Origin of the sequence: Streptomyces sp. NPDC057424 (genome assembly GCF_042803315.1) — a bacterium.
GTDB lineage: Bacteria > Actinomycetota > Actinomycetes > Streptomycetales > Streptomycetaceae > Streptomyces.
The window spans coordinates 1-25,333 of the sequence record NZ_JBHVCP010000034.1; the positions used below are offsets into that span (position 1 = coordinate 1).

23 protein-coding genes and 2 pseudogenes are annotated in these 25,333 nt (G+C 72.0%); 12 read left to right on the forward strand and 13 right to left on the reverse strand.

The annotated features are described in order from the left end of the window. Window positions 1-789: radical SAM protein (locus ACFU3E_RS24500; protein ID WP_384162016.1), on the forward strand; the 789-nt coding region annotated here is incomplete at its 5' end. A gap of 481 nt (window positions 790-1,270) precedes the next feature. Here the strand turns inward: ACFU3E_RS24500 and ACFU3E_RS24505 are convergent. Further along, window positions 1,271-1,840 carry a DUF4232 domain-containing protein gene (locus ACFU3E_RS24505; protein WP_384162019.1) on the reverse strand — a complete coding sequence of 190 codons (570 nt, stop codon included), beginning with the start codon at window positions 1,838-1,840 and terminating at the stop codon, window positions 1,271-1,273. 95 nt (window positions 1,841-1,935) lie between these two features. After that, on the reverse strand, window positions 1,936-2,364 hold the full coding sequence (locus ACFU3E_RS24510) for a PRC-barrel domain-containing protein (RefSeq protein WP_384162022.1): 429 nt from the start codon (window positions 2,362-2,364) through the stop codon (window positions 1,936-1,938). 762 nt (window positions 2,365-3,126) lie between these two features. On the opposite strand from ACFU3E_RS24510, the gene ACFU3E_RS24515 reads away from it, so the two are divergent. The 3 genes and pseudogenes from ACFU3E_RS24515 (at window position 3,127) to ACFU3E_RS24525 (ending at window position 5,417) form a co-directional block, all read left to right on the forward strand. Beyond that, window positions 3,127-3,471, forward strand: coding sequence for a hypothetical protein (locus tag ACFU3E_RS24515; RefSeq protein ID WP_384162025.1), 345 nt, complete (start codon window positions 3,127-3,129; stop codon window positions 3,469-3,471). A gap of 534 nt (window positions 3,472-4,005) precedes the next feature. After that, window positions 4,006-4,524: an immunity 21 family protein gene (locus ACFU3E_RS24520; protein ID WP_384162028.1), complete on the forward strand. Its 519-nt coding sequence runs from the start codon at window positions 4,006-4,008 to the stop codon at window positions 4,522-4,524. Between the two features lie 69 nt (window positions 4,525-4,593). Then, window positions 4,594-5,417: pseudogene (locus ACFU3E_RS24525) on the forward strand (SDR family oxidoreductase). On the opposite strand, the gene ACFU3E_RS24530 reads toward ACFU3E_RS24525, so the two are convergent. Next, a complete protein-coding gene (locus ACFU3E_RS24530; protein WP_384162031.1) occupies window positions 5,418-7,109 on the reverse strand; it encodes a DUF885 domain-containing protein in 1,692 nt (563 codons plus the stop codon). 31 nt (window positions 7,110-7,140) lie between these two features. Continuing rightward, the gene (locus tag ACFU3E_RS24535) at window positions 7,141-7,632 is read right to left on the reverse strand and encodes an Lrp/AsnC family transcriptional regulator (protein ID WP_384162034.1); all 492 of its coding nucleotides are present in this window, start codon (window positions 7,630-7,632) and stop codon (window positions 7,141-7,143) included. Between the two features lie 67 nt (window positions 7,633-7,699). Between ACFU3E_RS24535 and ACFU3E_RS24540 the strand changes: the two genes are divergently transcribed. Then, window positions 7,700-8,917, forward strand: coding sequence for a trans-sulfuration enzyme family protein (locus ACFU3E_RS24540; protein WP_384162246.1), 1,218 nt, complete (start codon window positions 7,700-7,702; stop codon window positions 8,915-8,917). A gap of 9 nt (window positions 8,918-8,926) precedes the next feature. Here ACFU3E_RS24540 and ACFU3E_RS24545 read toward each other — a convergent pair whose 3' ends face one another. From ACFU3E_RS24545 to ACFU3E_RS24565, 5 genes are all read right to left on the reverse strand, one after another. Beyond that, window positions 8,927-10,180, reverse strand: a complete 1,254-nt coding sequence (locus ACFU3E_RS24545; RefSeq protein ID WP_384162037.1) for a GNAT family N-acetyltransferase — start codon at window positions 10,178-10,180, stop codon at window positions 8,927-8,929. A 109-nt stretch (window positions 10,181-10,289) separates the two neighbouring features. After that, window positions 10,290-11,852, reverse strand: coding sequence for an alkaline phosphatase D family protein (locus ACFU3E_RS24550; protein ID WP_384162040.1), 1,563 nt, complete (start codon window positions 11,850-11,852; stop codon window positions 10,290-10,292). A 127-nt stretch (window positions 11,853-11,979) separates the two neighbouring features. After that, on the reverse strand, window positions 11,980-13,419 hold the full coding sequence (locus tag ACFU3E_RS24555) for a PLP-dependent aminotransferase family protein (protein WP_384162043.1): 1,440 nt from the start codon (window positions 13,417-13,419) through the stop codon (window positions 11,980-11,982). Window positions 13,420-13,456: 37 nt separating this feature from the next. Beyond that, a complete protein-coding gene (locus ACFU3E_RS24560; RefSeq protein WP_384162046.1) occupies window positions 13,457-14,287 on the reverse strand; it encodes an alpha/beta fold hydrolase in 831 nt (276 codons plus the stop codon). A gap of 106 nt (window positions 14,288-14,393) precedes the next feature. Beyond that, window positions 14,394-15,047, reverse strand: coding sequence for an NADPH-dependent F420 reductase (locus ACFU3E_RS24565; RefSeq protein WP_384162249.1), 654 nt, complete (start codon window positions 15,045-15,047; stop codon window positions 14,394-14,396). Window positions 15,048-15,156: 109 nt separating this feature from the next. Here ACFU3E_RS24565 and sigJ point away from each other — a divergent pair. After that, window positions 15,157-16,040 (forward strand): annotated as a pseudogene (gene sigJ, locus ACFU3E_RS24570) (RNA polymerase sigma factor SigJ). Window positions 16,041-16,209: 169 nt separating this feature from the next. Then, on the forward strand, window positions 16,210-16,971 hold the full coding sequence (locus ACFU3E_RS24575; RefSeq protein WP_384162049.1) for a GntR family transcriptional regulator: 762 nt from the start codon (window positions 16,210-16,212) through the stop codon (window positions 16,969-16,971). Window positions 16,972-17,069: 98 nt separating this feature from the next. Here ACFU3E_RS24575 and ACFU3E_RS24580 read toward each other — a convergent pair whose 3' ends face one another. The 3 genes from ACFU3E_RS24580 to ACFU3E_RS24590 all read right to left on the reverse strand — a co-directional run bounded on the left by ACFU3E_RS24580 (window position 17,070) and on the right by ACFU3E_RS24590 (window position 20,155). Next, the gene (locus tag ACFU3E_RS24580) at window positions 17,070-18,218 is read right to left on the reverse strand and encodes an ROK family transcriptional regulator (RefSeq protein ID WP_384162052.1); all 1,149 of its coding nucleotides are present in this window, start codon (window positions 18,216-18,218) and stop codon (window positions 17,070-17,072) included. 90 nt (window positions 18,219-18,308) lie between these two features. Beyond that, window positions 18,309-18,971 (reverse strand): response regulator transcription factor, encoded by a 663-nt coding sequence (locus ACFU3E_RS24585; RefSeq protein ID WP_361113689.1) that lies wholly within the window; start codon window positions 18,969-18,971, stop codon window positions 18,309-18,311. A 14-nt stretch (window positions 18,972-18,985) separates the two neighbouring features. After that, a complete protein-coding gene (locus ACFU3E_RS24590; protein ID WP_384162056.1) occupies window positions 18,986-20,155 on the reverse strand; it encodes a sensor histidine kinase in 1,170 nt (389 codons plus the stop codon). Between the two features lie 330 nt (window positions 20,156-20,485). Here ACFU3E_RS24590 and ACFU3E_RS24595 point away from each other — a divergent pair, with 330 nt between their 5' ends. From ACFU3E_RS24595 to ACFU3E_RS24605, 3 genes are all read left to right on the forward strand, one after another. Continuing rightward, window positions 20,486-21,052, forward strand: coding sequence for a transposase (locus ACFU3E_RS24595; protein ID WP_384162059.1), 567 nt, complete (start codon window positions 20,486-20,488; stop codon window positions 21,050-21,052). A gap of 86 nt (window positions 21,053-21,138) precedes the next feature. Beyond that, the gene (locus ACFU3E_RS24600; RefSeq protein ID WP_384162252.1) at window positions 21,139-21,630 is read left to right on the forward strand and encodes a transposase; all 492 of its coding nucleotides are present in this window, start codon (window positions 21,139-21,141) and stop codon (window positions 21,628-21,630) included. Between the two features lie 355 nt (window positions 21,631-21,985). Continuing rightward, entirely contained in the window at window positions 21,986-22,246 is a 261-nt protein-coding gene (locus ACFU3E_RS24605; protein WP_384162062.1) for a hypothetical protein, read from the forward strand. Window positions 22,247-22,320: 74 nt separating this feature from the next. Here ACFU3E_RS24605 and ACFU3E_RS24610 read toward each other — a convergent pair whose 3' ends face one another. Next, window positions 22,321-23,076: a class I SAM-dependent methyltransferase gene (locus ACFU3E_RS24610; protein ID WP_384162255.1), complete on the reverse strand. Its 756-nt coding sequence runs from the start codon at window positions 23,074-23,076 to the stop codon at window positions 22,321-22,323. A gap of 554 nt (window positions 23,077-23,630) precedes the next feature. Here ACFU3E_RS24610 and ACFU3E_RS24615 point away from each other — a divergent pair. Next, window positions 23,631-24,551 (forward strand): ATP-binding cassette domain-containing protein, encoded by a 921-nt coding sequence (locus ACFU3E_RS24615; protein WP_384162064.1) that lies wholly within the window; start codon window positions 23,631-23,633, stop codon window positions 24,549-24,551. A gap of 2 nt (window positions 24,552-24,553) precedes the next feature. Then, a complete protein-coding gene (locus ACFU3E_RS24620; protein WP_384162068.1) occupies window positions 24,554-25,279 on the forward strand; it encodes an ABC transporter permease in 726 nt (241 codons plus the stop codon). Window positions 25,280-25,333: the final 54 nt, after the last annotated feature.

A 25,333-nucleotide genomic window follows, 5' to 3' on the forward strand; every position in this document is an offset into this window, starting at 1 on the left:
GACGTCGCCTTCATCCGGCCCGAGCACGGCCACGCCATCGCCGCCGAACTGGAACGCCGCAGGATCCGCAAGCACTACTACCTGGAGACCCGCAGCGACGTGCTGCTGCGCAACGAAGAGGTCTTCCAGCGCTGGACCCGGCTCGGCCTGAAGTACATGTTCCTCGGCATGGAGGCCATCGACGCCGAGGGACTGGACCTGTACCGCAAGCGCGTCAGCCCCGACGACAACTTCCGCGCCCTGGAGGTGGCACGCCGGCTCGGGATCAACGTGGCGATCAACCTCATCGTCGATCCGGCGTGGGACGAGGAGCGCTTCCGTGTCGTGCGGGAGTTCGCCCTCAGCGTCCCGGAGATCGTGCACCTGACGGTGATGACGCCCTACCCCGGAACGGAGATCTGGCACACCGAATCCCGCAGGCTCACCACCCGCGACTACCGGCTCTTCGACATCCAGCACGCCGTGGTGCCCACCACTCTGCCCCTGGACGTCTTCTACCGCGAGCTGGTCAGGACCCAGGCGGTCATCAACCGCAAACACCTCGGCCTGCGCACCGCGATGGGCGCCCTGCGCGTCCTGGGCGGCAACCTCGCCCGCGGACAGACCAACTTCGCCCGCATGCTGTGGAAGTTCAACCGCGTCTACAACCCCGCCCGGCAACTGGCCGACCACCACCGCCCGGTGCGCTACGAGCTCCCGATGCCCAAGCACCTCGACGTCGGCGACCGCCGCGAACTGTACGTCCACACCCGCCCGGCGGCCCGACGCGACACCGGGCAGGCGGAGTAGCCGGTGTGCGCACGGGGGCGACGGCGAATTGGCGGGGAGTGTCATACAGAGCGTGCGATATGCCCGGAGCCCGAGTGACGTGCCAGGTCCCGAGCGGTGGGGCAGAGTGCGGGACCGGCGGCCGAGGACGAGTCGGTTGCCCGTGGGACGAGGTCGGATGTCGCTACTGGTGAGAGACGATCCGGCTCAGCGGCTCGACATAGAGGTGGACCGGCGCGACCGCGACCCTGACGTCGGGTTGCAGCTGGTCGTCGTGCAGGCAGTGCTGGAGGACGTCCCAGTGGACGTCTTCGTCGACGCCGGCAGGATCCGGCCTTCCTCGGTGGGGGACGAGGAGCTTTCGTGCGTAGCCGCGTCGGGCTGCCCGGACGAGGAAGTCGCGGACGTTCGCCCGGGCCGGGCACGGGACCGGGAAGGGTGTCGAGGCGCAGGAATCCCGTTGACCGGGCGCAACGGCCAAAGTCGCCGGTGTGATTCCGGGTCAGGGGTGCCTGCCCGGCTTGACCGCACTGACCTCGAAGATGTCACCGCAGACCCGGAACGAGTTCGCTGGTGTCCGCAAGGCCCAGGTCGATCCCGGCGGGTAGGCCTGGACCTGTGCGGCGCGAGGCGAACAGGGCTTGTCCGTCACGCCCTCGACGACGGTGTGGAGGGCGGCGTAGGCGCTGCCGCCGGGTTCCAGAGTCACGGTCGGGGCGTCGGGGCCTTGGCGCTGGGCGGGTTCGCCGATGCGGTCGCCGGCGGAGTCGAGCAGGGTGACGCCGGGATAGCCGTTCAGTGAACAGGATTCCGTGCCCGTGTTCGTGAAGACCAGGGGGACGTAGCGGTTGCCCGCGCCCGGCGAGACCCGGCCGAGGGACAGGCTCAGCCGGCCACCGGTGCATCGGGAGGGCGGCGTGGTAGACGAGGCGGACGGGGTGGTGCCGTCTCTCCTGGCGGGTGCCGCCGCCGGCTTCGAAGCAGAAGTGGCGGACGAGGCGGCGGACGCCGTCGGCGCCGACCGCCCGGCGGCGCCTTCCCTACATGCCACGGCCGCCAGAAGGACACTCACGCTCACGACGCCCGTTCGCAGCAGATGCATGTCCCGCCCATGCCGCGGAGCGGCCTGAGCGCGCGATCCGCTGTCCCGCCGGACGGCCGGGGACATCACGGCTGGCCGGGCAGCCGGGGAAACGGCGGATACACGTAGCCGGACCCCCAGAACGGGGCGTAGCCGTAATGCTGGTAGACGCGGTCGTAGAACTCGGTGCGGTCCACCAGCTCCGGGTCGTACTCGGGCGCGTCGACCACCTGGTCCCGGGTCCGGTCGATGCGCACCCGGTCCTCGGTCACGTCGGCCACGGCGTCGACCGGGATGTAGCTCTTCTTCTCACCGATGCCGAGGAACCCTCCGTGTTCCACGAGGAGGAAGCGGACCCTGCGCTCTTCCTCGTCGACGAGCAGGTCACCGACCTTGCCGAGTTCGTTGCCCGAACGGTCCGTCACCTTCCGGCCCCGGACATCTTCGTCGGCGGCGGTGATCGCCTGGCGGGATTCGGAGATCTTCGTCAGGACGGGGATGTCGCCGGATTCCACGTCGCCTCCCTCGGACGTCACAACAGGGGATGTGCGGCCCGGGCCGGATGGCCCGGCGCTTCGTCCTCCCCGGTTCCCCTCTTCGGGGGGGGCATACCCGGCCTTCCCCGCCTTTTCTCAGCCATGTCCGCGTCCGGCGCCGGTCACCGGCGGCGGACGCGGGTTCGGGGGCATGAGTGCCCGATGGCGGACGGGAACTCCGCGAGATCCGCGATGGGATCGTGACCACCGGCGACGTAGACAAACGCCGGACCGGTATCGACACAGCGTGCCCGCCCTCGCTCGGCGGCGTCCGCGGGCCGTTCGGCCCCTGTACGACGAGCAGGTCAGGATCCGTTGGGCCGACCGGGGTCTCTCGCCGCCATCCCTGTTTACCGCCGCCGGAGCAGGGGACCTGTGGGTGGACCGTTGTAGCGGTCGGCCGGCCGGGCTGTGGGCCTTGGGCACCTCGCGGGTTCCGCACCCTTTGTTCCAGGCATCGCGGCTCGGCCGGCTCACCGATTCCGGCGACGTGTCGAGCAGCGGCTCCTGACGTCACGCCGGTGAGTGGTCCCGTCGTGTGGAGCCACTGCGTCCGTGGCGTGTAGCGGACGCCGTCGGAATCAAGAGTGCCCTGGGCCCGCCGCGTGCCACTGCGAGGGCTCTGAGGACAGTGACCACCGGGTCGGTGGTGGCTGTCGGAAGCTGGGCGTTCGTCCCGATCCGCCCGCAGGCCCCGACGTACGACAGGGGCGGCGTCATCGAAAGCAGAGGAGATCGAGGATGGTTGCGTTGACATTGGTCACGGGTGATGGCCAACGAGTGGAGCCGGAGACGGAGTTCGCTCCTCTCGCCGTCATGGCTGCCGCCGACGGCGAACCCGTCGGAGGCCGGATGGTGAGCTTCTTCGTCGACGATCCCGAAGGAACCGGGACCGACTTCCACGGTGGCTCCCCCGTCCGGGTGACGACGGCTTCGGACGGGACAGGCACCACGGACGTGCCGCTCATAGCCGGTGACTCGCCGGGCGATGTGGAGGTAAAGGTCTTGGTGGAGGGGGCGCACGCCTTGTTCTCCTTGCACGTGTCTGAGCACCGGGACGGCAGCGACAGGGTCTCTGCCCCGTAACCCACGACACCGGTTTCACGGAACTGAGGTGAAGAGTCCCCGCGGGCCGGGCCGTCGGCGGTTCTTCATCTCTGCGACTACCGACGAGGGCGGACGGGCCACAACGTGCGGGAACCACTCTCCGGCGTGGCGGAGCGCGACGCGCAGTCGGTGTGCCCTCGCGGAGGGAGTCGGCATCAGGGCCGGCCATACCTCCGGGCGTGCTGAGCCCGTCCCACCGGCCGACAGGTGAAGCACCGCCGCCAGCACGACCGACACTGCCGTGGCTGTGGGGACGGCGGGCAGGCTGCGCTGGGGCGATCTTCGTCCTGACACGAGTCCGGCCCGGGTTCCGCGGCGGCGGTCTGACTCGCTCCCGCCCCCGCATCCTCGGACCGGCCAGGCAGGAGGGGCTCTGAGACATGCGAGCCGTTCACAGCCCGCGGCCCTCGCCCTCGCCGACCCCGATCCCTGTCGGCCCCCGTGGGCGCCGGTGACTGCGGCTGCTGAACCCCTGCTCCTGTGAAGCGAGTTGACCCTGTAGGTTCTTGCGCCATGGTGCGATACGCGGAGCCGGGCGCGGTGCAGTGGGTGGAGTCGGGCGGCGGGCCGCTGATAGCGGTACCGGAGACCGTCCTGCCGTTCTGGGCGGGCGCCGACGGCGAGGAGACGGCCTCGGACTACGACCGGGCCTGCGAGGTGGACGGCCACGTCGGCCTCCTCCCGGTCGGCGACTCCACCGCGCTGGTCCTGGGGGACGAACCCGCCGCGACCGCCTACCTGCCCGGCCACGGCGTGTTCGTGCGGTGGCGGGCCGGCGACTCCGAGGAGGAACTGCTGGCGAGCGTGGAGTCGGCCGTCGACGCCGCGCACTGGGAGCCGGAGGTGTACTGGGACGTCCCGGGCGCGGTCCTGCTCTTCGACGCCGCCTGGCCCGGCACGGACCCCTCGGGGTCCGACCAGATGCGGGTCGTGCTGGAGCCGGGCAGGTACGCGGTCCGTGCGGCAACGGCCCAGCCGGGTCCGGAGACCTGGCTCGGCCTGGTCCGGCTCCGGTTGCTCGCGCGGAGGTAGGGCAGCACGCCCCTTGCCGGCCGGGAGAAGAGCGTGCGCCGACCGGCCGTTTCCGATCACCATGAGCCCATGCCCCGCCTTCGCCACCCCGCCCCCGAGGAACTGCGCCGCGACCCCATGCCGCTGCGCGGCCGTACCGCGCTCGTCACCGGCGCCAGCCGCCGCGGCGGCATCGGACACGCCGTGGCCCGCCGTCTGGCCGCGTACGGCGCGAGCGTCCAACTGCACCACCACGTCCCGCGCGACGCCGAACAGCCCTGGGGCGCGGACCGCCCCGAGGACGTCCTCGCGTCCGTCCGCGACGCGGCCGGCGGTCCGGATCGTCGCGGGCCCCGGCGACCTGGCCGACCCGGCCGTACCCGCCGAACTCGTCGGCAGGGCGGCCGACGCCCTCGGCGGACGTCGCGGCACTAGTCGCCAACCACGCGCAGAGCGGGTTCGACGGCTCGCTGGACGAGATCGACGCGGCGATGCTCGACCGGCACTGGTCGGTCGACACACGCGCGGTCCTGCTGCTCGTCCAGGCGCACGCCCGATTGAGGCCGCCCGGCCCCGGAGGCCGCGTGATGATGATGGCCTCGGGTCAGGACATCGCGGGCGGCATGCCCGGCTAGATCGCCTACGCCCTCCAGAAGGGCGCCCTCGCCTCGATCACCCGCTCCCCGTCGACGACGCTCTCCGAGCGGGGCATCACGGTCAACACCGTCAACCCGGGCCCCGTCGACACGGATTACCTGACCGGCGAGCACTACGACGCCGTCGCGGCCCGCTTCCCCTCGGGCCGGTGGGGCATGCCCGACGACCCGGCCCGCCCCGTCGCCTGGTTCGCGACCGACGGGGCGGGCCGGATCACCGGTGAGGTCATCAGCTCCGAGGGCGGATTCCGGCGCTGATCAGAGGGCGGACAACTCGTCCACCAGATCGTCCAGTCCGAGGGACCCCTGCGACAGTGCGGCCATGTGCCAGGCCTTCGGGTCGAAGGCGTCGCCGTGCCGCTCGCGGGCGTTCTCGCGGCCCAGCAGCCAGGCCCGCTCGCCGAGCTTGTAGCCGATGGCCTGGCCCGGCATGGACAGGTAGCGGGTCAGCTCGCTCTCCACGAAGTCCGCCGGACGGCTGCTGTGCGAGCCGAAGAACTCCTGCGCCAGCTCGGCCGTCCAGCGCTCGCCGGGGTGGAAGGGCGAGTCGTCCGGGATCGTCAGCTCCAGGTGCATGCCGATGTCGATGATGACGCGCACGGCCCGCATCATCTGCGCGTCCAGGTAGCCGAGCCGGCGCTCCGGGTCGGTCAGGAAGCCCAGTTCGTCCATCAACCGCTCCGCGTACAGCGCCCAGCCCTCCGCGTTGGCGCTCACCATGCCGACGCTCGCCTGGTAGCGGGAGAGGTTCTCCGCCACGTGCTTCCACTGGGCCAGCTGGAGGTGATGGCCCGGCACGCCCTCGTGGTACCAGGTCGACACCAGGTCGTAGACCGGGAAGCGCGTCTCGCCCATGGTGGGCAGCCAGGTGCAGCCCGGGCGGGAGAAGTCGTCCGACGGCGGCGTGTAGTAGGGGGCCGCGGCGCTGCCCGGAGGGGCGATGCGCGACTCCACCCGGCGCACCCGCTCGGCCAGGTCGAAGTGGGTGCCGTCCAGCGCCTTGATCGCCTCGTCCATGAGGCCCTGCAGCCAGTCGCGGACCTCGTCGACCCCCTCGATGTGCGTGCCCTGCTCGTCGAGGTGGGCCAGCGCCTCCCACGGCGTGCCGGCGCCCGGCAGGATCTTCTCGGCCTCGCTCTTCATCTCGCCGAGGAGGCGGTGGTACTCGGACCAGCCGTAGGCGTACGCCTCGTCCAGGTCGAGGTCCGTTCCGTTGAAGTAGCGCACCCAGCGCGCGTACCGCTCCCGGCCCACCACGTCCGGCGCGCCCTCGATCGCCGGGGCGTACACGTCCCGCATCCAGTCGTGCAGCCGGACGACGGCCTCGGTGGCCGAGCGGGCGGCGGAGTCCAGCTCGGACCGCAGGGAGTCGGGGCCGGCGGCCGCGTACTGCTCGAACCAGCCGTGGCCCTCGCCGTCGGCGTCGGCCCATTCGCCGAGCTGCTGCACGAACGTGGCCGTGGCGCGGGGCCCGCCGTACAGCTTGCGCTCCAGTCCGAGCGCGAGGGACTCCCGGTAGCCCTCCAGCGCGGCCGGGACCGCGCGCAGCCGCTCGGCGACCGCCGTCCAGTCCTCCTCCGTCTGCGCCGGCGTCACGGTGAACACCTGCCGCACCGCATGGGCGATGGAGCTCAGGTTGCTGACGGACCGCAGGCTCTCGTCGGCCTCGTGCACCGCGAGTTCGGCGCCCAGCCGCTCGCGCAGCAGCCGCGCGCACCGGCGTTCGATGTCACTGTCCGCGCCGGGCAGCCGTTCGGCCTCGTCCAGCCGGGCCAGCGTCCGGCGCGCCAGCTCCGCGAGTGCCTCCTGCCCCGCGGGCGAGGTGTCGGGCAGCCTGCTCGAACTCTCCTTGTCGCCGAGGTACGTGCCGGTGATCGGATCGAGGGCGACGAGCTCGTCGACGTACGCGTCGGCGACTTCACGGGGCAGCGGGCTCTTGATCTCAGACATGCGGCCATCCTCGTACGACGGGCCGCGCACGTCACGCGGATTGAGCCGAGGGCGAAGGCGGCAGCAGCGGCCCGCACTCCCACTGCTGGAAGATCAGCCGGGTCTCCACCCGGGCCACCTCCCGGTGTGCGGTGAACTCGTCCAGCACGAGCCGCTGCAGATCGGCCATGTCGGCGACCGCGACATGGACCAGGTAGTCGTCGGGGCCGGTCAGATGGAAGACCGTCCGCGACTCCGGCAGGGCCCGGATCCGTTCCACGAACGGCCCCACCAGCTCCCGCCGGTGCGGCCTGACCTGCACCGACAGCAGGGCTTCCAGCCCCCGCCCCAGCTTGGCCGGATTCAGCTCCAGCCGGTGCCCGAGGATCACCCCCGAGCGGCGCAGCCGCGTCACCCGGTCCAGACAGGTCGACGGCGCCACCCCGACCTGCGCGGCGAGGTCCCGGTACGTCGCCCGGGCGTCGTTCTGCAACAGCCGCAACAGATGGAGATCCACCGGATCCAGTACGACAGATTCAGCCATCGGCCGAACGTAGCACGGGGTACTCACCCGGCAGCCCGTTCGATGTTCACCCTTGCCCATCATGGACATGGACACAACGAGCACGCGCGCCCACGACGACATACGCACCGCACCGCGAGCCCTCGCCACCGAGGCCGTGCACGCCGGTCGGGACGACCTCGCCCGGCAGGGTCTGCACGCCCCGCCGATCGACCTGTCCACCACCTACCCCTCGTACGACAGCCGCGGCGAGGCGGCCCGCATCGACGCGTTCGCCACCACCGGCGCCGAGCCGGACGGCCCGCCCGTCTACGGGCGGCTCGGCAACCCGACCGTCGCCCGCTTCGAGACCGCCCTGGCCCGCCTGGAGGGCACCGAAGCGGCGGTCGCCTTCGCCAGCGGCATGGCCGCACTGAGCGCCGTCCTGCTCGCCCGCGCCTCGATGGGCCTGCGCCACGTCGTCGCCGTGCGCCCCCTCTACGGCTGCAGCGACCACCTGCTGACCGCCGGGCTGCTGGGCTCGGAGGTGACCTGGACCGACCCCGCCGGTGTCGCCGACGCCCTGCGTCCGGACACCGGCCTGGTCATGGTCGAGTCCCCGGCCAACCCCACGCTCGCCGAGGTCGACCTGCGGGCCGTGGCGCACGCCTGCGGCTCGGTACCGCTGCTCGTGGACAACACCTTCGCCACACCCGTCCTCCAGCGCCCCGCCGAGCACGGTGCCCGGCTGGTCCTGCACAGCGCCACCAAGTACCTCGGCGGCCACGGCGACGTCCTCGCCGGCGTGGTCGCCTGCGACGAGGAGTTCGCGGGCCGACTGCGCCAGGTGCGCTTCGCCACGGGCGGCGTCCTGCACCCCCTGGCCGGCTACCTGCTGCTGCGCGGCCTGTCCACCCTCCCCGTCCGGGTCCGGGCCGCCTCCGCCACCGCCGCCGAACTGGTCCGCCGCCTGACCGCCGACCCCCGAGTGGCACGGGTGCACTACCCGCGCATCGGCGGCGCCATGATCGCCTTCGAGGTGCACGGCGACCCGCACGAGGTCATCGCCGGCGTGCGTCTGATCACCCCGGCGGTGAGCCTCGGCAGCGTGGACACCCTGATCCAGCACCCGGCCTCCATCAGCCACCGCATCGTCGACGAGGACGACCGCAGGGGAGCCGGGGTGAGCGACCGGCTGCTGCGCATGTCGGTCGGTCTCGAGGACGTCGAGGATCTGTGGTCGGATCTGGACCAGGCGCTGCGGCGCCCCTTCAGGAGCGCGGGGAACTGCGCGTCAAGCCACAGCGCACCCGCAGCCGCCCACTGACGCACGCCCCTACGGTGCGGAGGCGCTGCCGAACTCCTCCGCACCCGCCGCCACGGGCTCACCCAGCCGCGCCGCGATGACCAGCGTCCCCTCCTCGACCTGGTAGTCGAGAGGAAGTCCCAGTCCGCGCATGGCGGCCACCATGGCCGTGTTGGACGCCTGCGTCACGGCGTACACGCTGGAGCAACCCGCCTCCACGGCCATGGCCACGAGCCGCGCCAGCAACTCCGCCCCCACGCCCCGCCGCTGCCAGGTGTCCTCGACGAGCAGCGCGACCTCCGTCTCGTCCCCGTCCCAGAGGAGGTGACCCAGCCCGACGATCCGGCCGGAGGCCGTCTGCACGGCCAGGGTGCGGCCGTAGCGGGGACTGAGCAGGTGGTTGAGGTACCGGTCGGCGTCACCGACGGGCCCGTGGTAGCGCAGCTTCAACGTGCGCGCCGAGCAGCGCTCGTGCATCGCCCGGGCCGCCGCCAGGTCACGGGTGTCGGCCCGCCGCACGGTGATGTCGCCGCCCTCGGCGAGCGTGAGCACGTCCCGTGCGTGCGGCAGGCGCGGACCGAGCCGGGCGTCCAGTTCCACCAGTGCCCTGGCCCGGGCGAACTCGGTCGGCGTGAACGGCAGATACGGCCGCTCCACCGTGATCACTCCGCCTTCCGGGGCGCGCAGCCGCATCACCGTGTCGTCGAGAGCCCCCTCCACCGCAAGGCCCCCCGGCGCCCGGCCTCCCAACGGAGCGGGCCGGGACCGGATCGTGCACCGTCCCAGCAACTGCCTTAGGGCCAAAGGCAGTTCCGCAGCGTCCAGGGCGGTGCGGGCGGCGAGCCCGAGGACCCGGGTCGGCGCGTCCACCAGGTCGTGGGCGTCGGCCCGCTCGATCCAGGTGTCGGCGCCTCCGGCCGACTCGACGGCCGTGGTGATCGCGGACGCCGGCAGGCCGGCCGGGCCCCGCAGCAGGAACTCGTCGACCGTGCCTTCGGCCAGCGGGTGCGTCTGCAGGCTCAGGATGTCGACGCGCCGCCCGGCCAGGGCGACGCACAACGCCGCCAGTGACCCCGGCTCGTCCTGAACCGTGGTCCGCATCCGCCACAGCGTGTTCGCCCCCGGCACCGGTTCCGGTGCCGGGGACCCGGTATCACTCGTCGGTGGTGCGTGTTCCTGGCGTCGTGTCCGCCAGGCGTGGAACGCCGCCGCGACCCGCTGCCACGAGGCGGCGGGGCGGCAGTTGTCGTCAGGGTGCGTCACTCGGGTCACTTCTCGCGTCATGCACCCAGTGTGACGGAACGGTGTTGCGTGATCGCGAACGCACGGTGACCGGCGGGTAAAAAGGCAAGTGTGCCCCCTTTGTCAACGCTTCAAACGTTGCGCTCCGTACTTACTGGCCGACCAGGCCCGGCTGGAGCGTCTGTGTGAAGAGCACGGTGCCGTCCTGTTCCCGCAGACGCACCGTCAGCTCGCCGCTGTGGCCGTCGATGTCGACCTCGCCGAAGAACTGGTAGCCGCCCGCGGGGGAGACGTTGGCGGTCTTCGGCGCCTTCACGAACACGCGGTCCGGGCCGAAGGTTCCGTCGAGCGTGTTCGCGGGGAAGGCACCGGCGTTGAGCGGGCCCGAGACGAACTCCCAGAACGGCTCGAAGTCGGTGAAGGCGGCCTTCGACGGCAGGTAGTGCTGCGCCGACGTGTGGTGCACATCGGCCGTCAGCCACACTGTGCCCGTGATCCGCCGGTGCTTGACGAACCGCAGCAGTTCGGCGATCTGCAGCTCACGGCCGAGCGGCTTGCCGGGGTCGCCCTGGGCGACGGCCTCGATGTTCTGACCGTCCGGGACGACCAGCCCGATCGGCATGTCGGAGGCGATCACCTTCCACACCGCACGGGAGCGGGACAGCTCGCGCTTGAGCCACTCCAGTTGCTCCCGGCCGAGGATGCCCTGCGCGTCGGTGGGCTGGTTGTCCGGCGAGTTCGCGTTGCGGTAGGTGCGCATGTCCAGGACGAACACGTCCAGCAGCGGGCCGTGGTGCTGCACGCGGTAGACCCGGCCGTCGGGGCGGCGCAGCGTGGAGATCGGGAAGTACTCGGAGAAGGCCTGCCGGGCGCGGGCGGCGAGCACGTCTACGCGCTGCTCGGTGTACCGGGTGTCGCTGAGGATCTCGCCCGGGTACCAGTTGTTGGTGACCTCGTGGTCGTCCCACTGGACGATGGACGGGACCCGGGCGTTGAAGGCGCGCAGGTTCTCGTCCAGCAGGTTGTAGCGGAAGTTGCCCCGGAACTCGGTGAGCGTCTCGGCGACCTTCGCCTTCTCCTCGGTCGTGATGTTCCGCCAGGTCCGGCCGTCGGGGAGGGCCACGGTCTCGGTGATCGGGCCGTCGGCGTAGATGTTGTCGCCGCTGCACAGGAAGAAGTCCGGGTCGAGGGCGCCCATGGCGTCGTAGATGCGGTAGCCGCCGAACTCCGGGTTGATGCCCCAGCCCTGCCCGGCCAGGTCGCCGGACCAGACGAACCGCACGCCGTCGCGGCGCTTGGCGGACACCGTGCGGAAGGTGCCGGTGACCGGCTCGCCGGTGCCGCGCGGGTCGTCCGGGTCGGCGAGCAGCACGCGGTAGTGGATCTGCTCGCCGGACGGCAGGCCGCGCAGCCGTGTCGTGCCGGTGAAGTCTGTGCCCGGGCCCAGCAGCGGGCCGCGCCATCGGTGCGGGTTGCGGAACGACTCGGTCGCCGACGTCTCGACGATCATCCGGGCCGGCCGGTCGGAGCGCACCCACACCAGCCCGGAGTCGCAGGTCACGTCTCCCGCCTGCACACCCCACCCCGCCGTCGGGCGCCCCGAGCGCGCGAATGCGGGAGCCGCGCCGGGAACGGTGGACAGGGACAGGGCCGCCGACGCGGCGAGGGAGCCACGCAGGACGCCACGGCGCCCGGGCAACGGACGGTGAGACATGGATACGCCTCCAGGGACGGGATCCGGCCAAGTGTGCAGAGCCACACCTACTGGCACGCCGCGGCGCACACACGAACCCCAAGTGAACAACTGACCGCAGGGTGAGGGAACCTGCGAACCGGTCGGCTCACCCGGCCGCAGCCTCCGCCATCAGACGCACACCGTCGGCGATCCGGGCGGGTGGCACATGGGCGTAGCCCAGAACGAGCTGCACCTCCCCGGCCCCGTCGGACCCGGAACGCGAGTGGGCGTACGCCGACAGCGGGCGTACCGCCACCCCCGCCTCCGCCATGCGCGTGAGGAACCGCTCCTGCGGCCCGTACCGTCCCGGCAGCGTGGCGATCACATGCAGGCCCGCGGCGATCCCGGACACCTGCGAACCGGGCAAGTGCGCGTCCAGGGCGTCGACCAGCGCGTCACGCCGGTCGCGGTAGGCGCGTTGGCAGCGGCGCAACTGGCGGTCGTAGTCGCCGCGCTCCAGGAAGCGGGCGAACAGGGCCTGGTCGAGGGCCGGGTGGCCGAGATCCATCGTGCGCTTGCGTTCGACGACCTCCTCAGCCCAGGACTCCGGCACCAGCACCCAGCCCAGCCGCAGGCCCGGCGCGAGGGACTTGCTGACCGAGCCCGTGTAGGCCACATGGTCCGGGTCGAGGCCCTGGAGGGCGCCGACGGGAGCACGGTCGTAACGGAAGTCGCCGTCGTAGTCGTCCTCCAGGACGATGCCGTCCACCGACCGCGCCCAGTCCAGCAACTCGGCGCGACGCCGGGCCGAGTAGGCGATGCCGGTGGGGAACTGGTGGGCCGGAGTCGTCACCACGGCCCGTACGCCCGAGGATCGCAGCGGCTCCAGGGCGACTCCCTCGTCGTCCACCGGCAGCGGCACGGCGGTGACCCCGGCCGCGCCGTACAGCGTGTCGTGCTGGGGACTGCCCGGGTCCTCCACGCCGACCGTGCGCGCCCCGCGCGCGTGGAGCGCGAAGCCGAGCAGGGTCGTCGCCTGGGCCACCCCTGAGACGACCACGATCCGCTCCGGGTCGGCCACCACGCCCCTCCGCCGGACGAGCAGTTCGGCCAGCGCGGTACGCAGCCTCGGCAATCCGCGCGGATCGGGGTAGCCCAGCTCCTGGTGCGGCAGTTCCGCCAGCACACCGCGCTGCGCCGCGGCCCACGCCGCGCGCGGGAACAGCGCCAGGTCGGGCGTCCCGGGCACGAAGTCCGCACGGGCACCGGGCGGGCGCGGAGCGAGGTCGTGCGCCGGCGGCTGTGCGGCCCGTACGGCCGCGCCCACCCAGGTCCCGGCGCCCCGGCCACTGCGCAGATACCCCTCGGCCGTCAGCTGCTCGTACGCCTCCGTGACCAGCCCGCGCGACACTCCCAGGTCCGCCGCGAGATCCCGGCTCGACGGCAGCCGGGTGCCCGGCGTGAGCCGGCCCGAGCGGACCGCCTCGCGCAGCGCCTCCTGCAGGGAACGGCCCCGCGTGCGTGCCGGTGCCGAGGCGGCGGGGAGCAGCAGCTCCCAGGCGGCGGGCGCCGCACCTCCGCCCCGGGCGCTCCGCGATGGCCTCATGTGGGGCAACCCTAGAGGCTCTGCCCCTCGGTGCCGGTCAGCGGCTGCCGTCGAGGACGACCCGGGCCACCAGCGCGGGGTCGTCGTTCATCGGGACATGGCCGCAGCCGGGCAGTCGCACCAGCCGGGCCCGGGGAATGACGCCCTTGGCGCGCACGCCCTGGCGGGGGATGAGCAGCCGGTCCCGGCTGCCCCACGCCACGGTGACCGGCGTGCCCACGATGTCGTCGGTGAACTGCACGGTCCGGCCGGAGCGCAGGGTCTCGGAGAACCCCTGGGACCGGGCGAGCGCGAGGGTCTCGGCGACCACGGCCTCGGGTGAACGGCGGCCCGGGCGGGCGTAGATGGTGCTCGTCAGCAGGGTGCGGCCGATCGCCGGCCGGGCCAGCCGCTCGACCACGGGCAGCGGCATCCGCTGGGCGATCTGCCGCATCGTCATCAGCACGGTGAAGGCGTAGCGGCGCTCCGCCGCGTTCCAGAACCCGGCGGGGGACAGGGCGGTGACGGAGCGGACGCGTTGCGCCCGGGCCAGGTCCAGGGCCAGCAGGCCGCCCAGCGAGTTGCCGGCCACGTGCGGCCGTTCGATCTCCAGCGCCCCGAAGAGCGCCGTCAGGACCGTGCTCATCGTGGGCAGGTCGTGCGCCATGCCGTCCGGGAGTGCCGGAGACTCACCGCAGCCGGGCAGGTCCACGGCGATCACGTCGCGTTCGGCCGCCAGCGCGGGGATCACCGGTTCCCACGCCTGCCGGTGGTGGCCGATGCCGTGCAGCAGGAGCAGCGGTTCGCCGCTGCCCCGGCGGGTGTAGGACAGGGTCACGCTCTGCTCGCCCTGCGCGGAGGCGACTTTGAAGGAGACGGTGGCGGACATGGGGTGCTCCTCGGCTGTACTCGCTGACGGACGCTGTAGACAGCTTGTCAGCAATTACTACCCGCCGGTAGCCCCATGTGTGTCGCCGCGTCCTCCCGCCGGCCGTTCATCGGGCCCGGCGCACCTCCAGGTTGAACTCCCCGTGCCCGAACTTCCGGAACAAGCCGGCCCAGAGGGGCAGCCACATCTCCACGGCCCGGGCCGCCCGGATTCCGCCGAGGTCGAGCACCCGGTCCGCCGGCCAGCCGAACTCCCCGAGCAGCGCCGTCACCTGCTCCTTGGCGCCCGGGTCGTCCCCGCAGACGAAGACGTTGTGCTCGCCCGGCACGCCGGCCGGATCCACCATCACCCGGCAGTTGACCGTGTTGAGCGACTTCACCACGCGCGCGTGCGGAAACGCCCGCTGGATCTGCTCGCCCACACTGTCCGACCCGACGGGGGACAGCCGCAGCTCGTCCTCCTCGAACGCCAGCGGGTTGGACACGTCCACGAGGACCTTCCCGTCGAGGTTCTCCGCCCCGGCCGCCTCCAGCGCGGCGAGCGCCACGCGCCCGCCGACCGCGTTCACCACGACCTCCCCGAACTCCGCCGCCTCCGCGAACGTCCCCACACTCGCTCCGGGGCCCGCGGCGGCGGCCCACTGCACGGCGGCCGTGTTGTCCCTGGTGCGCGACCCGAGCCGCACCTCGTGCCCCAGCTCCACCAGCCGTCCGCCGAGGGTGCGCCCGACCTGACCCGTACCCAGCACCGCGTACCGCATCGCCACCTCCGCAGCCGTGCCGCCGATGACCGGCGTCCTGTCGGCCATTCTGTCCGGGAAGGGGTGATTCCGCCTGGACAGGGCCGCATCGGTGGGCTGGGATGGAGCCGTGGCCGCCGAGACCGCGACCGACGTCTTCGAAGCACACCGTCCCGTCCTGCTGGGCGTCGCCTACCGCATGCGGGGACGCGTGGCCGACGCGGAGGACGTGGTCCAGGAGGCCTGCTGCGCTGGTCCGGCGGCGACCGCGGCGACGTGCGCCAACCGTGCGGCCACCTCGTACGGATCACCACCCGCCTCGCTGTCGACCGGCTGCGCCAGATCAAGGCCCGCGGCGAGACCTGCGTCGGCCCCTGGCTGCCCGAGCCCTGCGTCACCGACTTCGGCGACACCGTGCCGGACACCGCCGAGCGGGAGGTGCTCGCCGACTCCGTCTCCCTCGCCGTCCTCGTCGTGCTGGAGTCGCTGTCGGCACTGGAGCGGGCCGTGTTCGTGCTGCGCGAGGCCTTCGGCTTCCCGTACGCCGACATCGCCGCCATGCTCGACCGGGGCGAACCGGCGGTGCGCCAGCTCGCCGGGCGGGCCCGCAAGCACGTCGAGGAGCGGCGCCCCCCCCGCTACGAGGTCGACCCAGCCCAGCGCCGCGACCTCACCGAGAAGTTCCTCACCGCGGCGGCCGAGGGCGACCTCGAGGGCCTGATGGCGCTGCTCGCCCCGGAGGTCCGGCTCGTCGGCGACAGCGGCGGCACGTCGCGGGCGCCGCTGCGGGTCCTGCAGACCGCCGACAAGGTGGTCCGCTTCCTCGTCGGCGCGGCGCAGAAGGGCCTCCCGGGCCTGTCCGTGCGTTTCCTGGAACTCAACGGCGGCCCGGCCGCGCTGATCCTGTCCGACGGCAAGCCCGACTCCGTCTTCCAGCTCGACGTGGCCGACGGCCGCGTGCAGGCGGTCTACGTCGTCCGCAACCCCGACAAGCTGCGGTCGCTGGCCGCCTAGACGCGTCGCCGGGGGCGGTCCGCGGCCTCGTGGCACCGGCCCGTGAACGTTCCCGGCCATTGGTCTTGACCAAGGATCAGGGCCGCCCTATGGTCGCAGAGAAGTGCAACAACCTTTAATAAACAAGGGCGCTGAAACGCTGCCGACCACGGCGATTGCGGAGGACAGGGTGGGGACCACGCAGCTGGAATCGGTGCAGGAACCGAAGTACTGGCATCTCAAGACCGTGCTCAGTCAAGCGCTCGACTCGGAGTTCTCGGTGGGGGAGATCCTGCCCAACGAGCGCGATCTCGCGGCCCGCTTCGGCGTCGCCCGCGCCACGCTCCGCCAAGCCCTGGAGCAGCTCGAACTCGAAGGCAGGCTGCAGCGCCGCCGCGGTGTAGGAACGACCGTCGCGCCGCCCCGCGTGGGCGTCTCCCTCGGCACCGGCCCGCACACCTGGCCGGGCGGCCCCGAGGACGCCTGGGAGCCCGCCGACTGCACCGCGGCCGTGCCGCCGCCGGCCGTCGCCGACGCGCTGGAGACCGGCCGCGACGAGTCCGTGCACATCGTGCGGCGCTCCCGCGTCTCCCACGGCCGGCCGGTGGCCGCGGAGCTGCTCTACATCCCGCAGCCCTCGGTGCCCGAGCTCTCCGGTATCGACGCGCCGTCCGCAGCGGCCCGCGCGCGTGCGGTGCTGCACGAGCTGCAGCGGCTGGAGCCGGAGCGGCAGGAGAACGCGGTGGAGCTCGGCTCCGCCGGGGCCGACGAGGCCAAGGAGCTGGACCGGCTGCCCGGGGCGCCGGTGCTGGTGGTGACCACGCGGTTCGTCGCCGGGGGGCGTACGGCCGCGTTGTCGGTGGCGACGTATCGCGCTGACACGTGCCGACTCACCTTCGGTGACTCGGGGAGCGTGGAGATCCACGCCGGGCTTCAGAAGCAGGCGTCCTGAGCCTGGCGCCGTAGGGGTGCGGAGTGCGGGGGCTGCCGGCGCGCTGTGGCTTTTCGCGCCCACGCGGCGGAACCGCACATCAGCGCAGCCCCGCGCCCCTAGAGGGGGCGCTGCTCCACCGCGAAGAGCTGTTCCTCCACGTGGTCCAGGGCCAGGCGCAGGGCGCCTGTTGCCACTGCCGCGTCTCCGAGGGCGGAGAGGGTCACCTCCGGGGGGCGCAGGCAGTAGCGGGCGAGTTCATGGCGGAGGGGGGCCAGGACGCCGTCCAGCCCCGCCGCCCAGCCGCCGATGACGACCAACTCCGGGTCCAGGGCGAGGACGAGGGCCGCCACGTCGTGGACCAGGCGCTGGATGAAGCGGTCGACGGCCGCGCGGGCCCCCTGGTCGCCCTCGCGTGCCCGCGCGAAGACCCCGGCGACCGCCTGCTCGTCGAGGGGGTGGAGGGGTTCGTGCGTGGTGGACAGGAGCGTCTCGGGCGTCACCTCCCGGCCCAGCAGATGGAGCGCGCCGATCTCGCCGGCCGCCCCGCCGTAGCCGCGGTGCAGCCGGCCCCCGATCAACGCGCCGGCGCCCGGGCTGAGCCCCGCCAGCACGAACACCACGTCGTCCGACTCGGTGGCCGCGCCCTTCCAGTGCTCGGCGACCGCCGCCGCGTTGGCGTCGTTCTCGACCAGCACCGGGCACTTGAACGACCGGCCCAGCCGCTCGCCCAGCCGCAGCCCCGTCCACCCCGGCAGCGCCGTGCCCAGCCGCACCGTGCCGTCGGCCTCGACGATCCCGGGCGTCGCCACGCCCACGGCCCGCAGCGACCCGCGAGCGACCCCGGCCCGCCGCAGCAGTTCGGAGACCGCCCCGCGCAGCCGCTCCAGCCGCTCGTCGGCCGCGGCCGTCTCGGGCACCTCCCTGGCCTGGGCGCCGATCACCCGCCCGTCCATGTCGGACAGCAGCGCGGCCACCCGGTGCGCCCCGATCTCCAGCCCCAGCAGGTGCCCGGCCTCCGCCCGGAACCTGAACCGCCGCGCCGGGCGCCCCTGCCTCCGGGCAGCGCCCTCCTCGGCCGCCTGCTCGACGGCCAGCCCGGCTTCGATGAGCCCTTCGACGACGCCTTCGACGGTCGGCCGGGACAGCCCCGTCACCCGGGTGATCTCGGTGAGCGTCGCGCAGTCCGTGGCACGCAGCGCGTGCAGCACCACCGCGGAGTTGATCCTTCGCAGCAGCGAGGGGTCCCCGCCGGTCAGCCGCCCCACCGTCCGTCCTCCCAGGTCGTGCGCGTGTTGGCCGGATCGTACTGCGACCCGGCACACCCCGGCGAGGGGCGGGCACCGGCCCTTCGCCGATCAGCCCGGTGCCACGAACCCCGACTCGTACGCAGCGATCACCGCCTGGGTGCGGTCCCGCGCCCCCAACTTCGCCAGCACCGCGCTGACGTGCGACTTCACGGTCTCGGTCCCCACGACGAGCCGGGCGGCGATCTCCGCGTTCGACAGACCCCGCGCCATCAGCCGCAGCACCTCGGCCTCACGCTCGGTCAGCCGGGCCCGCTCCAGCACGGCCCGTGCCGCACGGTTCCCGCCGGTGTCGCCGTACTCGGCGGCGAGTTGCCGCACCGAGGCCGGGAACAGCAGCGACTCGCCCTCGGCGATCAGCCGCACCGCGTGCACGATCTCGGCCGGCCGGGCCCGCTTGAGCAGGAACCCGTCCGCCCCGGCCCGCAGCGCCTCGTACACGTACTCGTCGTTCTCGAAGGTCGTCACCACGAGGATCCGCGGCGGATCGTCGACCGTCCGCAGCAGCGCCCGGGTGGCCTCGATACCGTCCAGCAGCGGCATCCGTACGTCCATGGCGACCACGTCCGGCCGCAGCCGGCGCACGAGCGGGATCACCGCCGCCCCGTCCGCGGCCTCCCCGACGACCTCGATGTCGGGCTGCGCCTCCAGCACGGCCCGCAGACCCGCGCGCACGAGGGGTTCGTCGTCGACGAGGAGAACGGTGACCGGCATCCGGCCAGCGTAGATCAACTCAGCGGCAGTTCCGCATGGACCTGCCAGTCGCCGTCAGCGGGCCCGGTCCGGGCCCGCCCGCCCAGCAGGGCCGCGCGTTCCCGTATTCCCCGCAGACCGCTGCCGCGCCCGGAGCCGGGTGTCCCGCCGGGCAGCGGATTGCGTATCGCGAGGACGAGGGTGTCCTCGGCCACGTGCACACGGACGCGCACCGGGACCGCCCCAGCGTGCCGCAGCACGTTGGTCAGCGACTCCTGGAGGATGCGGTAGCCCTCCCGGGACACCGGCCCGGGCACCGTCTCCACCGGGCCGGTCACCTCGGCGTCGACCTTCGCCCCGGAGACACGGGCCGACTCCAGCAGACGGCCGGCGTCCGCGAGGGTCGGTCTGCCGCTCACCGGCTTCTCCGACTCGCGCAGGACACCGAGCACCCGCTCCAGGTCCTCCAGGGCGGCCCGGCCGGCCTCCTCGATGGCGCCCAGGGCGCGATCGGTGAAGGCCGGATCGCCCGCCGCCCGAGCGGCGCCCGCCTGCACGACGGCGACCGTGAGCGCGTGACCGATCGAGTCGTGCAACTCGCGGGCGATCCGCGTGCGTTCCAGGAGCTGTTCCGTGCGCTCCTCCAGTGCCGCGAGCCGCTCGGCGGGTGAAGGGCCGAGCAGGCGCAGGGCGATCGCCGTGATGAGGTGCCCCGAACCGACCACGACGACGGCCGCCAGGACCAGGGGCAGGGGCGCGAGCAGGGCGTGCCACCGGTGATGCCCCCCGACGGAAAGCCAGGCACCGCCGGCACGCTCGCCGCCGAGCGCCGTCGACACCAGGTCCACCGCGAGGAGGAGGAGCTGCACGCAGAGGTGCGACGCCACCGTGCCGAGGAACAGCCGCGCCTGGAGCCACACCACCAGCCGCCCGCGGTCGCCCCATGTGGCCGAGGGCGTGAGCACGATCTCCGCGCGGTCGCTGCCGTTCCGACGGCCGGTCAGCAGCAGCCGCGCCTGGAACCCCTCCACGACCCGCATGGCGGGGACGAGGCCCGCGAGCCCGAGCAGCACGGTCGCCGTGCCCACGGTCCACCACGCCTCGTCGACGAACAGCCACATTGCCGGCCACACGATGGCCATGCAGAGATGCAGCCACCGCGTGTACGTCACCGCCCGCGCGAACGGGCCCAGCATGCGGACCATGGCGTCATCGTGCCAGCGGGCACTGACATGGATGCTGATACTCAGGTTCCGGTGGCCGTGGCTCGGGCACTGACTGACGCCCTGCTGGGCTGTCCTGCCGCTGTTCTGTCCGGCCGCCGGGACCTGTTCTCATGGCTCCGGCCGGGCGGAACATGACCTGACAGGAGCTTGGCCAGAAGCCCCCTCAATGTCCTGTCTGCGCCACCCGGCCGGTGCCCACCTTCGGTTGGGAAGGCACCATCAGCATGACATCAGAGGTCGTGGAGGACACCGTGGACCAGGACGTGTTCGGCGGGGATCGACTCCCATGCCGACACCATTCACGTCGCGGTGATCAGCGACAACGGTGGCCACCTCGCGGACGCCGAGTTCAGCACCACCGCCGCCGGATACGCTGCGGCCCTGGCCTTTCTGAACGCCCATGGCCAGGTGACCGCGATCGGCGTGGAGGGCACCTCCTCCTACGGGGCCGGCTTCACCCGCGCCGCCCGCTCGGCGGGCCTTGACGTCGTGGAGGTCAACCGGCCCGACCGGGCCGAACGCCGCCGCGTCGGCAAGTCCGAGCCCATCGACGCCTACGCCGCTGCCAGCGCCGCCCTGTCTGGACGGGCATCCAGCGCGCCCAAGGACGACACCGTCGCCGGCATACGCGCCCTGCACAACGCCGCCCGTTCCGCCGTCAAGGCGCGCACCGCCGTCCTGAACCAGATCTCCCACCTTCTCCTCACCGCGCCCGAGACCATCCGCGCCAAGTACGGGCAGCTCAAAGCGGCGGACCGCACCGACACCCTGGCCCGGCTGCGACCGACCGGGGACGTCGTCCATGTCGCGGTCCTCACCGCTCTGAAGAGTCTTGCCCGGCGTGTCAAGGAGCTGACGCGGAGCACGAAGAGCTGACCAAGACCCTGGATGGCGAGGTCACCGCCCACAACCCCGGCCTGCGAGCCGCCTACGGAGTCGGCCCCGACACCGCCGCCCAGCTCCTGGTCACAGCCGCAGGAAACCCCGACCGCATGCGCACCGAGGCTTCCTTCGCCGCCTTGTGCGGCGCCGCACCGGTCCCCGCCTCCAGCGGCAGAACCAACCGGCACCGACTCTCACGCGGCGGTGACCGGGCAGCCAACGCCGCCCTCTACCGCATCGCCCTGGTCCGTATGTCCAGCGACTCCCGCACCCGCGACTACGTTGCCCGGCAGACCGCAGCCGGACGAACCAAGAAGGAGATCATCCGGCTCCTGAAACGGGCCATCGCCCGGGAGATGTTCCGCTGCCTGACCACCACGGTCGCCGTCCCCGGCATTGCCGATCTGCGGCCCCTGCGCCAGTCCAAGAACATCACGCTCACCGCGGCCGCCCGTCACTTCGGGCTCTGGCCGGCCCACCGTCTCCACCCTCGAACGCGGGATCCCTCGCTCACGCCTACCGCGACCGGCTCCATGCGGCCTGACCCTTCGACGCGAACATTTCACTCGTAGACAGTGGCGGCCTGAAGCGCTCTGGCCAGGAACGTCCAGTCCCCACCTTCCGGGAGTTCCTTCCCGACGTTCTGGTACCGGCCCGGAGAGTCATGTATCCATGCCGCAAGGGCCTCAAGGAAGCGGTCGAGGCTCTGGTTCTCCCATTCTGGCTCTGTCGGTAGTTGGTGACGTCAGTTGTTCGTGAAAGCTGACGGCACCAGGCGATGGCCCAGAAAGATGTTCGCGAATTCTGACGTCGCCATCGGGGTTGCGGTGTCAAGCTGGATGTGCTCAGTAAAGGAGCACCCCCGATGCCGCCGGGCCAGTCGAAGGTCGAGTTGTACGCCGCGCTGGGCGCGACTCCCGCGATGGCATGTCGAACCGGGTGTTGCAGTGCAAGTACGGCGTCACCTGGAGCACGGTCAACAAGGCCCTGACCTCGGCTTGGCCGCAGCCACGCACGACAACCGCTTCGGCGCGGCCGTCGAAGCTGGATCCGTTCACGCTGCTGATCGACGAGATCCTGCTCATTGATCTGGACGCGACCAGGAAACAGCGCCACACCGTCACCCCCGATCTACCGCCGTCTGATCGACGAGCACTCCTCGTCCGAGGCGTTGCGTTGACCACGTGAACCCGCACCGATGAGAGGGCGCAAGCGTCCTGCGAGCAACCGCGCGGTCCGGCCAGGGACTGAGAGTCCGGTGTTCATACCTTGCTCGCGACCACCATGTAGTTCTCGGCCTCAAGATCGAACGTGCTCAGTTCCGTTTGGAGTCCGACCCGGTGCAGCTCGACTTCGAGTTCCTCGTACCGGTAGGGCCAGCAGGACAGCAGTTCCGAGCGGACAAGAACCAACCCGGTCGCATCAACTTGCGCGATCGCAATCTCGATGTGGTGCTCCTCCTCCCAATGCGGCGCAATCTCCCAGCGGTAGACCACGACGGCATCGCGACCGTTCCGGCGGACGAGTCGGTCACTGATCTCCAGCCGGGAGCCTCTGGCCCTCACGAGTTCCCAAGTGCGGGATGTGAGTACCAAGCGCCCGCCGGGGCGCAGAAGCCGTGACATCGACTCCAGAGCAGCACCCCTGCCGGTCGCGCCCGCGGCATGGTGAAGCGAGTTGCCAACGCAGAACACCATGTCGAACGTGTTGTCCTGGAAATGGTCGGGCAACTCTGCCCAGTTCGCCCGTACGGCCCGGACGGATGCCCCGAACTCCTCAGACAACTCTGCAGTCCGACGAACCATCGCCTCGCTGGCGTCAGTTGCGACAACCTGCATGCCACGACCGGCGAGGCCAACCGCCAACTGTCCGGTTCCGCACGAACAGTCGAGGACGTGAGCGTTCGACGGCAGGAGATTGAGGACGTCGTCGAACGACGCAGCGAACTCGGCTGGAGGCAACTTTGCATCCGAGATGAGCCATTCGTACACCTCGGCAAGCACGTCATAGCCTGTCACAACCACTGCCTCCGTCACGCGGCAGACTCACGGTAGGACGTCAGTCCATCAGCGGAGCAAGCCGGGCACCAATGGTTTTCGCAAGGATGGCTCTGACGGTGTTTGTGGGTTGTCAGTTGTCCGTCTGAGTGGATGTCACCGGCTGGTTAGCTGGGAAGTTGTTCGTGAGAAGTAGTGTCACTCGCGGGGTTGCGGTGGCAAGGTGAATGTGCTCAGTGAAGGAGCACCGCCGATGCCGCCTGGTCAGTCGAAGGTCGAGTTGTATGACGCGCTGCGGCGTGACGCTCGCGAGGGCATGTCGAACCGGGCGCTGGAGCGCAAGTACCGGGTGGGCTGGCGGACTGTTCAGAAGGCGCTGAGTTCGGCGTGGCCGCAACCTCGGGAACCGTACGCGCCTCGCCGTTCCAAGCTGGATCCGTTCAAGCAACCTTGCGCCTCGCGCCTCAGAGTGCTTGACGATCAATAGGAGCATCAGCGAGCCTCCCCCGCACGGGGGATACGATCTCCACCGCCGGGGGAAGACCGCACCCCGGACCGGCCGCCACGCTGCTGTCATGACCAGCATCGACGTCCAGGACCTCACCAAGGAGTTCGGCGACCGGCGGGCCGTGGACCAGCTCACCTTCCGCGTGCTGCCCGGCCGCGTCACCGGCTTCCTCGGCCCGAACGGCGCCGGGAAGTCCACCACCATGCGGCTGGTGCTCGGCCTCGACCGGCCGGCCGCCGGTTCCGCCACGATCGGCGGACGGCCCTACCCGGCGCTCCGCGAACCCCTGCGCCACGTGGGCGCCCTGCTCGACGCGCAGGCCGCGCACGGCTCCCGCACCGCGCGCGACCATCTCCGCGTCCTGGCGGCGAGCAACCGCATCCCGGACCGGCGGGTCGACGCTCTGCTGGAGGAGACGGGCCTGGCGTCGGTGGCCCGGCGCCGCGTGCGGACGTACTCGCTGGGCATGCGCCAGCGGCTCGGCATCGCCGCCGCCCTGCTGGGCGACCCCGAGGTGGTCATGCTGGACGAGCCGTCCAACGGCCTCGACCCCGAAGGCATCGTGTGGATCCGGGCATTGCTGCGCCGGCTCGCGGCACAGGGCCGCACGGTCCTGGTCTCCAGCCACCTGATGAACGAGACGGCGTCCTTCGCCGACCATCTCGTCGTCCTCGGCCGGGGCCGGCTCCTCGCCGACACCCCGATGCGGGACTTCATCCACGCGCGCGTGCAGCCCCGCGTCCGCATCCGCACGACCGACCCCGCCGTCCTGGAGTCGGCCCTCGCCCGGCACGGCCACCACGCCGAGGAGCACGCGGACGGGCACTGGAGCGTGCCCGACGCGCGGGTGGACGACATCGGCCGCATCGCCTCGGCCGCGGGCCTGCCGGTCCTGGAACTGGCTGCCGAAGAGGGCACGCTGGAGCAGGCCTACTTCGACCTCACCGGCGCCGAGACCGAGTTCACCGCACAGCCCCAGGAGTCCTGACCATGGAGTTCACGCCCGTACTGCGCTCCGAGTGGCTGAAGATCCGCACGCTGCGCTCGCTCCCGGGAGCGCTGCTGGCCCTGTTCGCGGCGACCACGGCGTTCTCCGCGACCGCCGGAGTCTCCGATGCCTCGGACCCGGGGTCCGATTCACTGTTCACGGCCCTGGCCGGGGTCATACCGGGCCAGATCGCGGCCATCTCCTTCGGGGCCATGGCCGTGTCGTCGGAGTTCCACCGGGGCGGGCTCCGGCTCACACTGGCCGCGGTGCCGCAGCGCGGCCGGTGGTTCGCGGCCAAGGCGGTCGCCATCGCCGTACCGGCGCTCCTCGTGGGGCTGGTCACGGCCCTCGCCGCCCTCCTCGTGGGGCGGGCGGGGCTCGGCCCGGCGGCCGAAAGGCTCAGCACCGTCGAGCAGGTGCGCGGTGTCGTGGGCTGCGGCCTCTACCTCATGCTGATGGCCCTGTTCGCCGCAGGTGTCACCGCCCTGCTCCGCAGCGGCGTGGCCACCCTCTCCCTGCTGGTGCCGTTCATCCTGGTGGTGTCGTTCGTGATCGGAGACGCCACGGGCACCGTCGCCGACTTCCTGCCCGACAAGGCCGGGCAGTTGGTCCTCCGGGAGACGCACGACGGCACCCTCGGGCCGTGGTCGGGGCTCGCGGTGACCGCGCTGTGGGCCGCCGCCGCCCTGCTGGCGGGAGTCTGGAGCGTGCGCCGCAGGGACGCCTGACGGCGAGCGGGTTGACGCCCCGCCAAGTGTCAGTGGGGGCGGGTTTACTGGACC

Excerpts from the sequence above, each read along its gene's own strand:
- ACFU3E_RS24515 (WP_384162025.1), top strand. The coding sequence starts at position 3,127 with ATGGTTGCGTTGACATTGGTCACGGGTGATGGCCAACGAGTGGAGCCG.
- ACFU3E_RS24520 (WP_384162028.1), top strand. The coding sequence starts at position 4,006 with ATGGTGCGATACGCGGAGCCGGGCGCGGTGCAGTGGGTGGAGTCGGGC.
- ACFU3E_RS24530 (WP_384162031.1), bottom strand. The coding sequence starts at position 7,109 with ATGTCTGAGATCAAGAGCCCGCTGCCCCGTGAAGTCGCCGACGCGTAC.
- ACFU3E_RS24535 (WP_384162034.1), bottom strand. The coding sequence starts at position 7,632 with ATGGCTGAATCTGTCGTACTGGATCCGGTGGATCTCCATCTGTTGCGG.
- ACFU3E_RS24540 (WP_384162246.1), top strand. The coding sequence starts at position 7,700 with ATGGACACAACGAGCACGCGCGCCCACGACGACATACGCACCGCACCG.
- ACFU3E_RS24545 (WP_384162037.1), bottom strand. The coding sequence starts at position 10,180 with ATGACGCGAGAAGTGACCCGAGTGACGCACCCTGACGACAACTGCCGC.
- ACFU3E_RS24550 (WP_384162040.1), bottom strand. The coding sequence starts at position 11,852 with ATGTCTCACCGTCCGTTGCCCGGGCGCCGTGGCGTCCTGCGTGGCTCC.
- ACFU3E_RS24555 (WP_384162043.1), bottom strand. The coding sequence starts at position 13,419 with ATGAGGCCATCGCGGAGCGCCCGGGGCGGAGGTGCGGCGCCCGCCGCC.
- ACFU3E_RS24560 (WP_384162046.1), bottom strand. The coding sequence starts at position 14,287 with ATGTCCGCCACCGTCTCCTTCAAAGTCGCCTCCGCGCAGGGCGAGCAG.
- ACFU3E_RS24565 (WP_384162249.1), bottom strand. The coding sequence starts at position 15,047 with ATGCGGTACGCGGTGCTGGGTACGGGTCAGGTCGGGCGCACCCTCGGC.
- ACFU3E_RS24585 (WP_361113689.1), bottom strand. The coding sequence starts at position 18,971 with ATGCCGGTCACCGTTCTCCTCGTCGACGACGAACCCCTCGTGCGCGCG.
- ACFU3E_RS24590 (WP_384162056.1), bottom strand. The coding sequence starts at position 20,155 with ATGGTCCGCATGCTGGGCCCGTTCGCGCGGGCGGTGACGTACACGCGG.
- ACFU3E_RS24605 (WP_384162062.1), top strand. The coding sequence starts at position 21,986 with ATGTCGAACCGGGTGTTGCAGTGCAAGTACGGCGTCACCTGGAGCACG.
- ACFU3E_RS24615 (WP_384162064.1), top strand. The coding sequence starts at position 23,631 with ATGACCAGCATCGACGTCCAGGACCTCACCAAGGAGTTCGGCGACCGG.
- ACFU3E_RS24620 (WP_384162068.1), top strand. The coding sequence starts at position 24,554 with ATGGAGTTCACGCCCGTACTGCGCTCCGAGTGGCTGAAGATCCGCACG.